An 11,897-nucleotide genomic window follows, 5' to 3' on the forward strand; every position below is an offset into this window, starting at 1 on the left:
TTATGAGTATTAGACCTTTCAACGGATGAATTGGAAGGTATTTGTAAGAGAAAATAATATCATTATTTTCTCTTACGGACAATCAGTATTACCGTACCTGCTATTGCTAGCATTGCTGCACCTACGATTGGAGTAAAATCTCCAGTTTTTGCTGCGTTTGCTTTTGTTGTCGTTGATGTTTGGCCTGTTTGTGTAACATTGTTGTTTGTAGTTGGTGTTTCATTTACTTCCCCATCAACTGTTACCAGTCCATCCATTGCGGATTGTACTTTTGCTACTGCCGTGTTTACTTCATCCTGGGTGGCGTTATCATCTACCAATACATCTTGTGCTTCCTTTACTGCTTCTGTCAATGCTGCGTAGCTTTCCATTGTGTATGAGGTGGCATCTTTTTCGTTTGCTTCCACTATTACAGCTTCTAGTATGGATTTATCTGCTTTGAAACGTAAATCTAACATTGCGTTTAACAAGTTTGTTTCTGCTGCTTCAATTTCTGTCTGCATGGCATTGTCTTTATCCGCAATCAACCTCTGTGCTGCTGCCAGTGCTTCTTTGAATTTTGCCTGACCAGCTTCGATATAGTTGTTTAAGTCATAGCTTTCTGCCAATGCTACCAGTTGTTCAAGTGAGTGGATATCCCCTTTTACAAAGCCCAGTTTATGGATTTCGTTCAGCAAAGTTTGCCATGCTTCATCTACGGCTATTTGATTAGCATTGCTATCTGATGCTACTGCTTTTGCGTTGTTTAATGCTTCGGTAAAGGATGTTTGTACATCTGCGATTACGTTATCAAACTCATCGCTGTTTGCTGCATTATCCGCATAATCAATCACTTTATTTAAGATGGATTTATCCGCGGTTTCAGAAACCATAACATCTTCATAAGGAAGCAATGAAACAACACCGTCTACACCCATCATACCATAATCCTGATTTTCACGGCTATTCACTTTACCACTTCTGGTTTGTGGAGTAATTGAGTTAATATAATTAATAAAAGTAGAAGAAACTTTTATAGAGATAGTGTTTTCTCCCTGTTGTAAATATGCTCCAATATCTACATTGGTATCTATCTGATTTGCAGCCTGTAGGGTATGTCCATTCACTGTAATCTGGTAAACATCTGAAATATCCCCTAATTGAATGGTAGCGCCTTTTTGCTGGTTCCAGCTATCAAGCTGGAAGGTTGTGGTATAAGTGCCAATGCCAGATACATCTTCGAATCCTTGGATTTCTCTCCATGGAACTAATTTATCCAACTGGATTGGTTCCAATTTTGTCTTTTTAATAGTGGTTAGCAAGGTTGGGTCATCTGGTTTTGTCCAGCTTTCAATCGATAATGTCCAGTTATCCAATGTGATTGGAGTTAGTTCATCGTTTACAGAAATTTGTTTTGTAGTTCCATCCTGCAATGTAATTTGATAATTACCTGGCTCAGAAATTCGTGCAACCAACTGGTTTTGGCTGTTATACCGTAATTCTGTATCTGATGCAACTGCATGGGAAGAAGGTGTGGTTTCATTCCAGCCATCCTGTGCTATGGCAAGTAAAGCAGTTTCTTTGGCATCGAAAGAAAGGGAGACTGTAGTAGTTCCATCCTTGATTTGATATTGGGCAATAGGAGTAATTTCCCCTGTCCATGCGTCCAATAAATATGGAATGCCTTCGCTATCCAATGTGATTGTGGTTACTGTTTGTTTATCTCCTTGATTATAGAAATAATAGTAGTCTGCATTGGTATCCTGCCTATGCTGACTCAACAAAGAGGATGGTTGGGCATAAGAAGTGTCTGGGGTAATATCAATCTGCTGTAGTAGTGCAGGAAGGTCACGCTCTGTAGTAACCTGATATACATTCTCAAACGAAATGATTTGTTCTACAATTTTGGTAATATCTTCATCAGATTCGGTGAAAAACTTAGCTGTAGAAGGTAGCTCCCCTACAAATACAATTGGCAGCCCTGCTTTTGCGTATTCCAACAATTGATTTGCAGCATCCAAAGAGAGGTCTAACGGAACTAAATTTTGCATTTCATCTGGATGCTGTTGATTGCCTTTGTGATTTTCGTGGTTGACAACCAGCGCTTTATAGGCTGGGCCATCTGCATCCAATACTGGTTTACCATTTTGCATGGAAACTTTTGCAGAATCCAAATCCATTAAAGCTGGGCTGATAAAATCGTAAGAATAGCCGTATTGTTCCAAGTTGGATACAAACAATGGCTGGTACATCTGGCTTTCAAAATAGGTATTGCGGAAGAATGCAACATCCACTTTAGCTTCCCCTTGGCGCATGACATATTGGTTGCGGGCAACATAATCCATAGAGTCACCCATCATATCCCACTGTACCTGACGCTCTCCCCAAGAGTTTGCATAGGAGGTAAGCCCAAAACCTTCGTATCCTGGCCAGCTAATACCTGGCACATATCCGTTTTCATTTCCTGATCCATGATATTCCCCACTATAAGAGGAACCATGCAATACCATTTGATTGATACCGCTTGCAAAGGAAATATTGATTTGGTCAGTTAAGTCGGTCAGTTTTTGAGCATAGTTTCCGTTTCCTTCTACCCCAACTTCAGTGGATAAAATCTTTTTATCCCCCATATGAACAGTACCGGAGAATAGGCGATATCCATCTGGCTGATCAGTATAATACATGGATTCTGTTTCTGGGATTCCAGTAGCAAGGTTTGCGGCAGTCATATCCACAGATAAACCGTAGTTTTGAACCCTTGCATTCCATCCATGTTGTTCACACCACTGTTGGATTGGATTGAGGTACCGTTCTACAAACAATTCAGTTAAGGTTTGATAATAGTCATTCCGGATTTTCACAGATGTGCCATCTGCTGTTTGAAAAGCGCCATCTTCCCCATACGCTCCACCAATCAAATCCACAAAATTGGAAAGCCCAGTAGGGGCAGGTAAATAGGCTAAATAAGGGGTAACATCATAGCCTCTTCTGGTTTGGAATTCTTCTAGGAAATCATCGCTCCACAACACGCCATAGTTTCCATATCCTAAAGCAGCCATGTATCCATCCCCAAATTGATATTCATAAGAGTCAATAAACATAGCGTTGATGTGCTCTGCATATGGTAGCCAGGAAGGCACAACGGTTTCTTCGTAATAACGGAGCAGCTCATTTACAGCAGCGGTACTAATTGGATTTATAGAAGCATATTTTCCATTGGTTTGGCCTGTTGGGGATTGATAACATGCTACCAGTACCCATTTTCCCTCAGTATCAGCAGGGGTAGTCCAAGTGATGGTGTTATTCTGTCGGTCTACTACTCCTTCTGTATCCGTTAGCCAATAAGAACCCTCTTGATAAACGTAGGTTGGTGATGGAGAATTTCCCAGCATACCAGGATGGCTGATATATTCCGTTTCCTCATCCACTGGATAAGCATTGACGGATAATAATTTTGTATTTTCTTTGGTGTTTAAGGTAAGTTGTGCGGTTTCCCCAGCGGACACAATGATTTTATCATAGCTGAGTTGTTGCGATACCAGTTCGTTTTGGTCAGAAGTAATGGAATTGATGCAGGAAGTACCGGACCCCAAAGGCTGGGTAATATCCAATTGAAATCCAGGATAGTTTTCATCAATATATTGTAGAGCTTGTTCGATTACATGAATATACGCTTCAGAGTTCCAACCAGCTTCTTCTACAACTTCTTTACAAAGGATTTCTGCCCCACCAAATCCTTGTTTAACAAATTCATCGATTTCATGTTTTACTTGTTCGATGTCGACAGCTCCACTTGGAAACCACCATCTGATTTTTGGCTTGTTTTCAAAAGATGGGTTTGCAAACTGTTCCGCAAAGGTATTACCTGAAGAGTCAGGTGCTGCGCTGACATAGTTGCTAAATCCAAAACCGGTTGCTGTGACAGTAGCAGCCATACAGATAGCAGCCAACTTATAGCTGTACTTTTTAATAGATTTCATTTTTTGCTCTCTCCTTTTACTAAATTTTGATTACATTATAGTAATATTTTATGATGATTTCTAGGTAATGAAATGAAAACCAACCATAAAGCAATGTATCTAGTTACCAGGATGTTTCCATTGACAGGACAAATTGGTTTTTCTATAATAAGGATAAAAGGAGGAAAAATAATGGAACAGATAGCTCAGATCGATCAAAAAATTGAGGAAATTATTAGCCGATTGTTTGAGAACCCCTCCCAGAATAATCCTGTTTTTTCCCGTGAGTTCAATGGACGGATACAAGGAGGATTAAAATTTCCAAAACAGGTACAAGCCTCCGATGAGGAACCAAAAAAACAAAATTATGTGGTTTTAACAGAAGGAAAAATTTTTGGGCAGGATGATATTGTAGTTTCAGTAGAGTGCAAGGCGTTGAATAAGAGGAACGACCAGTTTACTAGGGAAGCTTTATCCCAAATGGGAATGGAGTATCCTATCATTGATCGGGATAAAATCAAGCCATTAGTCCATAAACATGATTTTTTTGAGCTGTTTTATGTCTATCATGGTGGATGTATTTCTACCATTGAAAACCAGGATGTTTCCTTTTTTGCGGGTGATATCTGCTTATATAACCGGAACGCTATCCACAGTATGTACGTCCCTCATGACCAAGACCTGGTATTTAATGTTTTAATCCGAAAAAATTTAATTGTTAAAACTTCCCATTCTATTATCCAAGGTTCCGATTTGTTTTCTCAGTTTTTTATTGATTCCTTACAAAAACCAACCACAAAAAATTATCTAACAATCCAGCAAATTCAAAAAACTACAATAGAGTTTTACCTGAAAAAAATGGTGATTTGTTTTTTTTATGAGAACAATCAGGAGTATTTAAAGTCTTTATTGATCTGTTTATTATATGAGATTGAAAGACAGTATCGCCAGGAAATGATGGAGCAAAGCTTGGATCAAGAAAACAACATTACTATTGTAAAAATACTACAATATATAGAACAGCACTGCATGGACTTAACCCTGGAAACTTTGTCGGAACAGTTCCACTATACACCCCGAAATATGATTTACTACATCAAAAAATATACAAATAAAACTTTTTCCGAATTGATACGGGAAAGCAAAATCAAAAAAGCCTGCGAACTGCTTACCAAAACAAACCTGACGCCAGAACAGATTACGGAACAGGTTGGATATAATGACCGGAGTTATCTGGACAAACTGTTCCATCAACAATTTGGTGTCAGTATGGTAAAATACAAGAAAAAATATAACCATTTATCATAGATCATGGAAAAAGAAACAGGTGGACAGTACTTGTCCACCTGTTTTATGAAAAATCCTCGGTTAATAATAGGATTCTTCATCCACTTCATCCCAGTTGGTTTCTTCTAAATCCTCTGGAGAGCAGCAGTCGCATCCACAACCACAATCGCAGCTATCCTGCTGTAATTGTTTTGGTTTATGATAAGATAGCCTTCCTGCTAAAAAGCCGATAATACCTCCAACCGCCAAACAAATGCCGCCAATGAGATACCACTCTTTTTTGATCATATCCATTTTCCTATTCAATAATAACACCTCCTGCAATGACAGCTTCCCCTTGATAACAAACAGCGGATTGCCCTTTTGTGATTGCACGTTGGGGCTGGTCAAACTGTATGTTTGCATTGCCATTCTCCAATGGAATCAATGTTGCCGCCGCATAAGGGGCGCGGTTTCTGATTTTTACCATTACTTTTGTAGGGCTGGTAAGCGGTTCTGGCAAAAGGTAACAGATATCCGAGATCGTGAGCTGGTCATGATAAATTTCTTGGTCGTCCTTCAAACATACCGTATTGGAAGAAGGATCAATACTAGCTACATACATCGGTTTTCCAAATGCCATTCCAAGGCCTTTCCGCTGCCCCACTGTATAATACCAAATTCCTTTGTGCTGCCCTAATGGATTCCCTTTACTGTCCACAAAATTGCCTTTTGGAGGAACTGTTCCTACATAACGTTCCAGGAACTTTCCATAGCCTTCTTTTGCGTCTATAAAGCAGATTTCCTGACTATCTTTTTTTCGGGAAACATGTTCAAATCCGAATTTTTCAGCAATTTCCCGTACCTGTGGTTTTGTATAATTCCCCAATGGGAACAGGATATGGGGCAGGCGGTCATAAGGAATGTGATACAAAAAATAACTTTGGTCTTTTTCAGGATAAAAAGAGGTTTTTAACTGCCAAATCCCGGTTTTATCCTGGTCGATTCTGGCGTAATGACCAGTAGAAATAAAGTCAGCGCCTAATTCTTTTGCTTTCTCGTAAAATAATCCAAACTTGATTTTTTGGTTACATACAATACATGGGCTAGGGGTACGACCTGCTTGATATTCAGATACAAAATTTTCAATGACATCCCGTTTGAATTCTTCCCTCATATCAATTACATGATGGGGGATACCCAAATGGTCGCATACTTTTCTGGCGTCTGCAATATCATCTTTTACCTTGTTCGCGAATAAATCCGGCCATTCGTCCTGGGGTTTCCATAATCGAAAGGTAACTCCCACAACATCATAGCCCTGCTCTAATAAGAGGCCGGCAGCGGCTGAGCTATCTACACCACCGCTCATTCCGATCATTACTTTTTGTTTCAATATTCTATGGCTCCTTTCCTAGTTTAATCAAACAGTCCTGGAGTAGAAAGGTAACGCTCTCCAGTATCTGGAAAGAATACCACAATGGTTTTTCCTTCTAATTCAGGTTTTTGTGCCAGCTGTGTTGCAGCAGCTAGAGCAGCCCCACTGGAAATACCAACTAAAATTCCTTGTGATTGTGCCAGTTCCCGTGTGGTTTGATATGCCTGTTCTGTAGTGATGGTGATAATTTCATCAATGATGCCCGTGTTCATTACGGATGGGACAAATCCAGCTCCAATCCCCTGCAATTTATGGGGACCAGCTTTTCCGCCGGATAATACGGGGGAATCTGCTGGCTCGGTTGCCACAATTTTGATATTGGGCAGTTCCTGTTTTAAGATTTCTCCAACACCGGTGATCGTTCCACCTGTTCCTACACCAGCCACAAAGGCGTCGATTTTACCATCGGTATCCTGCAGGATTTCCTTTGCTGTTGTTTGGCGGTGGGCTTCTGGATTAATTGGATTGTCAAATTGGGAAGGAATAAAAGAATTTGGGTTTTCTTTTGCCAGCTGGTTGGCTTTTTCGATTGCCCCTTTCATCCCTTTTGCGCCTTCTGTCAAAACCAGTTCCGCACCCAGTGCCTTTAATAAATTACGGCGTTCGATGCTCATGGTTTCTGGCATGGTTAAAATCAGGCGCAATCCTTTTTCAGCACAGATAAACGCCAGTCCTACGCCAGTGTTTCCGCTGGTTGGCTCAATAATCAGGGTATCTTTTTGAATGAGGCCTTTTTTTTGCGCGTCATCAATCATATATTTCGCAACACGGTCTTTTGCGGAACCCAATGGATTAAAATATTCCAGTTTTGCAATAATTTCCGCTTTTAACTGATGCTTTTCGCAGTAATGTTGCAATCGCACCATTGGCGTATTGCCAATTAAATCAGAAAGATGATTGTGAATATTCGCCATAGGGAATTCCTCCAGTTTTAATAGGATTTCATTTGTTTCCATCATAGCATTGGCTTAGGGAAAAGTCAAGCAGAAAAGGTTTGAGTTTTCCAGCGTTTTGTGGTTTAATAAGAGTAAAGTATTTTATAAGATAAAGGAGCGTTGCTATGCTGATCAAAAATGCTGTGCTTGAAACAGTCGAACATGGCAGGATTCCGCGTGGATTTCTTCAGATAGAATCAGGTAAAATTGTTGCGATGGGAAACATGGAGGATTGTCCAAAACTAGATGGCTTGGATTATTCCGGCTATACCCTCTATCCAGGTTTTATTGATTGCCATTGCCATTTAGGTATGTGGGAGGACTCCCTGGGATTTGAAGGGGAGGATGGAAATGAGGATACCGACCCAATTACCCCTCAATTGGATGCGTTGGACGCTATTAACCCAATGGATAGCTGCTTTCAGGAGGCAGTATCTGCAGGGGTTACAACAGTAGTAACCGGCCCTGGTAGTGCCAACCCCATTGGAGGGCATTGGATTGCCTTGAAAACAGTGGGCCGCAGAGTAGATACTATGGTGGTAAAACGGAATATTGGAATGAAGTTTGCTTTGGGGGAAAACCCAAAAGCAACCTACAATGACAAAAATCAAACCCCTGTTACTCGTATGGCGACAGCGGCGTTGATTCGGGAGCAGTTGCAGAAGGCAAAGCGGTATCAGATGGATTGCCAGCGGGCTTTAGAAGATGAGGAACTAGATCAACCAGAATATGACGCCAAATGCGAGGCACTGTTGCCAGTACTAGAACGAAAAGAAAAGGCGTTTTTTCATGCTCATCGGGCGGATGACATTTTTACTGCCATCCGTTTGATTCGGGAATATCAATTGGATGGTGTTTTAGTCCATGGTACGGATGGCCATTTAATTGCGGACTTGTTGGAAGAAGAACATCTTCCAGTGATTACAGGCCCGATGATAACTGACCGTTCTAAGCCAGAGCTGAGAAACCAGAAAATTCAAAATCCAGCCATTTTAGCAAAATATCAGATACCAACCGCCATATGTACCGACCATCCAGAGGTTCCTATCCAATATCTTCCTTTGAGTTGTGGGATTGCCATAAAGGGAGGATTGTCCAGAGAAAAAGCATTGCAGGCAATTACCATAGAACCCGCCCGAATTTGTGGACTGGAACAAAGATTGGGTTCTCTACAGGTAGGAAAAGACGCGGATATTGTGGTTTATCCAAACGATACAGATCCATTTTCGGTTTATTCTAGCCCATTTCAAGTGATGATTGATGGAAAGTTTGTTTATGAGGAGACGAAATAGCAATGAGAGAGATAGATGTAAAGGAATTAACTTCCTGTATTAAACAATTGTGTATTAAGGCAAATAAAGAACTGCCTTGCAGTGTTAAAAAAGCAATTTCCAAAGCGAGAGAACAGGAATGCAGCGAAATATGTAAAAGCGTTTTAGGGGATTTGGAAGAGAATATCCAAGCTGCAAAAGAATTGGATGTACCTGTCTGCCAGGATACTGGAATGGCAGTAGTATTTTTGGAAATTGGCCAGGATGTTCATTTTATCGGCGGAGATTTCAATGAAGCGGTAAACGAAGGAGTACGCCAGGGATATCTGGAAGGGTTGCTGCGTTTATCCGTCGTAGCGGATCCAATCCGTCGCGGTAATACCAATGATAATACGCCTGCTATTCTGCATACTTCGATTATCCCAGGGGATAAAGTGAAAATTATGGTGGCTCCTAAAGGATTTGGTAGTGAAAATATGAGTGCCATTCGGATGTTTACCCCATCCGCCACCCGCCAGGAGATCATCGGGTTTGTAGTGGATACTGTTCGCAAAGCGGGGAGCAATCCATGTCCACCTGTGATTGTTGGCGTTGGGATTGGCGGAGATTTTGAACAGTGCGCTTTGTTGGCAAAACAGGCGCTTTGCCGTGACCTTGACCAGCCGAATCCAGACCCATTTTATGCGGAATTGGAACAAGAGATGTTACAACAGGTAAACCAGCTGGGAATTGGTTCCCAGGGATTTGGCGGGGATGTTACTGCGTTGGGATTAAATATTGAAACTTATGCAACTCATATTGCAGGGTTACCAGTAGCGGTGAACATGGGCTGCCATGTGACCCGGCATATGTGTGCAGAACTGTAGGATAAAGGAGAATTGAATTTGGAACAAATTACAATGATTTGCCCCTGCCATTTTGGGTTGGAAAGTGTACTGTCCGGCGAAGTAAAACGGCTGGGGGGACAAAATGTTACGGTAACCGATGGAAGGGTTGCATTTGACGGAGATTTGGAACTGTTGGTAAGGGCTAATTTGTGGCTACGTACTGCGGAGCGGGTATTGATCCGTTTGGGGGAATTCCACGCCACCTCGTTTGAGCAATTGTTCCAGGGTGTGAAAAAACTGCCATTAGAACAGTGGATTGGCGCCCATGACGCTTTTCCTGTAAAAGGGCATTCGTTGAACTCACAGCTGCACAGCATCCCGGACTGCCAATCAATTATCAAAAAAGCCGCTGTGGAACGACTAAAAGAGTGTTACCATGTCCACTGGTTTGAGGAGAACGAAGCGGTGCATCAAATCCAGTTTTCAATCTTAAAAGATGTAGTTACTGTGATGCTGGATACCTCCGGACCTGGGTTGCACAAAAGGGGATACCGACAAAATTCCAATGCTGCTCCAATTAAAGAAACACTGGCATCTGGCATTATTGATTTAGCTCATGTAAAACCTTTTTCCACAGTGTATGACCCATTTTGTGGTTCCGGTACTTTTTTAATCGAGAGTGCAACCAAAGCGTTGAACATCGCGCCTGGGATCAACCGCCGTTTTGCAGCGGAAAAGTGGAAGCAGATCCCGCAAAAAGTCTGGCAGGAGGAGCGTACTCGTGCCCTTGATTTGGTTCGTAGAGATGTGGAGTTCCGTGGGTATGGATTTGATATTGATCCAGCTGCTGTAGAATTGAGTACAGCAAACGCAAAAAAAGCTGGTGTCCTTCCAAGGTTGAAATTTAACCAGCGGGAAATTGCGGATTTTTCTCCTGTAACAGATAAAGGGATTGTTATTTGCAATCCTCCTTATGGGGAACGTATGCTGGAAATAAGACAAGCGGAAGAAATTTACCGGACGATGGGAAAGGTATTCCAGATGGGAAATGGAATCCACTATTATATTATCAGCCCTCATGAACAGTTTGAAACCATCTTTGGGAAAAAAGCAGATAAACGCCGTAAGCTATATAATGGGATGTTAAAATGCCAGCTCTATATGTATTTTAAGTAGTCCATCTAGTGGATTTAAGAAGGGAATCCCTATGAAAACATTAAAATATCAATTATTCTCCAGTGTCATTTTAATTATTTGTATTTTACTTATGTTCCTTTCCTGGTTTGGTGGCTCCCGAGGGGTACAAGAAATATCAGGGACGATTGTGTTGTATCATCCTGTAACTATTATTGGAATTTTGATAACCTTGATTGGAATATGGTTTGAGAATCGACGATTTGCTATGGTTTGTGGGATATTAGGACCCTGTTTATTGCTGATAATGGAGTTGTTTTATTTTTTTACATGGCACATAGAAACTATAACAGGAGAATTCAGCTTAGGAATCAGTTTTTCCTTGGCATATCCAGAATTTTATTTTGGCTTTGGTGTCACACTGGCATTGCTGGTGGCAAATTTGATGCGTATCAGGAAGTGCTTCTACCAAAAATAACTGCAATATAATTTTGTAGAAGAATTCAAAAATTGGAAACTACAAAAATGATTGGTGGATTGATGAAACAGCATGACCGTAAATTATGATGGGATTATTTTCAGCAATGCTGTTTGCTATTTTATAAGATTGAATATAGATATGAATTTGAAAGCGTGAGGTAAATGGATATTTTTTTATGGATAGCAATAGGGGTGGCAATCTTATGCGCTACAGTAGCAATCTATTTTGGAACAACAAAATCCTAGTTGGAGAGGCAACGGAATCTTTTATTTCCTTTTCCTTGAAAATTATTTCTAGATGTACAATATAAGAGATTAAGACCGTTTAGAATAGCCGATGATATATTTGTTTATTAGTTTGCGGAGGAATTGTATGGATCAAAAAATAAAAAACGGTGGTATGGGCTTTGTTTCTACATTGACGTTAATTTTTATTGTACTAAAACTTTTAGGTCTTATAGCATGGAGTTGGATATGGGTATTTGCTCCTATTTGGATCTCTTTTGTGTTGATTGTATTGGCTTTTGGTGTGATTCTGATTGGTGGCAGAATCAAAAAAGGGAAATGGTAATTTTTTATTGGCACAAATGTAGAATATGATAAGGAAA

General features: G+C 40.7%; 10 protein-coding genes. 6 read left to right on the plus strand and 4 right to left on the minus strand.

The window, feature by feature from the left end:
- Positions 1–62 precede the first annotated feature (62 nt).
- Positions 63–3,959 (minus strand): glycosyl hydrolase, encoded by a 3,897-nt coding sequence (locus H8Z77_RS11255; protein WP_186997055.1) that lies wholly within the window; start codon positions 3,957–3,959, stop codon positions 63–65.
- A 171-nt stretch (positions 3,960–4,130) separates the two neighbouring features.
- Between H8Z77_RS11255 and H8Z77_RS11260 the strand changes: the two genes are divergently transcribed.
- Entirely contained in the window at positions 4,131–5,246 is a 1,116-nt protein-coding gene (locus H8Z77_RS11260; RefSeq protein ID WP_186997056.1) for an AraC family transcriptional regulator, read from the plus strand.
- 60 nt (positions 5,247–5,306) lie between these two features.
- Here H8Z77_RS11260 and H8Z77_RS11265 read toward each other — a convergent pair whose 3' ends face one another.
- The 3 genes from H8Z77_RS11265 to cysK are packed head-to-tail and all read right to left on the minus strand — an operon-like array spanning position 5,307 to position 7,556.
- The gene (locus tag H8Z77_RS11265) at positions 5,307–5,531 is read right to left on the minus strand and encodes a Z-ring associated ZapG family protein (RefSeq protein WP_186997057.1); all 225 of its coding nucleotides are present in this window, start codon (positions 5,529–5,531) and stop codon (positions 5,307–5,309) included.
- Entirely contained in the window at positions 5,524–6,600 is a 1,077-nt protein-coding gene (gene mnmA / locus H8Z77_RS11270; protein ID WP_286165607.1) for a tRNA 2-thiouridine(34) synthase MnmA, read from the minus strand. The genes H8Z77_RS11265 and mnmA overlap by 8 nt, the downstream gene beginning before the upstream one ends.
- Positions 6,601–6,623: 23 nt before the next feature.
- On the minus strand, positions 6,624–7,556 hold the full coding sequence (gene cysK, locus H8Z77_RS11275; protein ID WP_069987108.1) for a cysteine synthase A: 933 nt from the start codon (positions 7,554–7,556) through the stop codon (positions 6,624–6,626).
- 146 nt (positions 7,557–7,702) lie between these two features.
- Between cysK and H8Z77_RS11280 the strand changes: the two genes are divergently transcribed.
- The 5 genes from H8Z77_RS11280 (at position 7,703) to H8Z77_RS11300 (ending at position 11,860) form a co-directional block, all read left to right on the plus strand.
- Positions 7,703–8,869, plus strand: a complete 1,167-nt coding sequence (locus H8Z77_RS11280) for an amidohydrolase (protein ID WP_186997058.1) — start codon at positions 7,703–7,705, stop codon at positions 8,867–8,869.
- Between the two features lie 2 nt (positions 8,870–8,871).
- Positions 8,872–9,714 (plus strand): fumarate hydratase, encoded by an 843-nt coding sequence (locus tag H8Z77_RS11285; protein ID WP_186997059.1) that lies wholly within the window; start codon positions 8,872–8,874, stop codon positions 9,712–9,714.
- Between the two features lie 18 nt (positions 9,715–9,732).
- Positions 9,733–10,851: a THUMP domain-containing class I SAM-dependent RNA methyltransferase gene (locus H8Z77_RS11290; RefSeq protein WP_436231580.1), complete on the plus strand. Its 1,119-nt coding sequence runs from the start codon at positions 9,733–9,735 to the stop codon at positions 10,849–10,851.
- A gap of 31 nt (positions 10,852–10,882) precedes the next feature.
- Complete coding sequence (locus tag H8Z77_RS11295; RefSeq protein WP_083256330.1) at positions 10,883–11,287, plus strand: hypothetical protein; 405 nt, start codon at positions 10,883–10,885, stop codon at positions 11,285–11,287.
- A 375-nt stretch (positions 11,288–11,662) separates the two neighbouring features.
- Positions 11,663–11,860, plus strand: coding sequence for a hypothetical protein (locus H8Z77_RS11300; protein ID WP_069987111.1), 198 nt, complete (start codon positions 11,663–11,665; stop codon positions 11,858–11,860).
- Positions 11,861–11,897: the final 37 nt, after the last annotated feature.

The sequence above is a fragment of the Clostridium facile genome (assembly GCF_014297275.1).
GTDB lineage: Bacteria > Bacillota > Clostridia > Oscillospirales > Ruminococcaceae > Massilioclostridium > Massilioclostridium facile.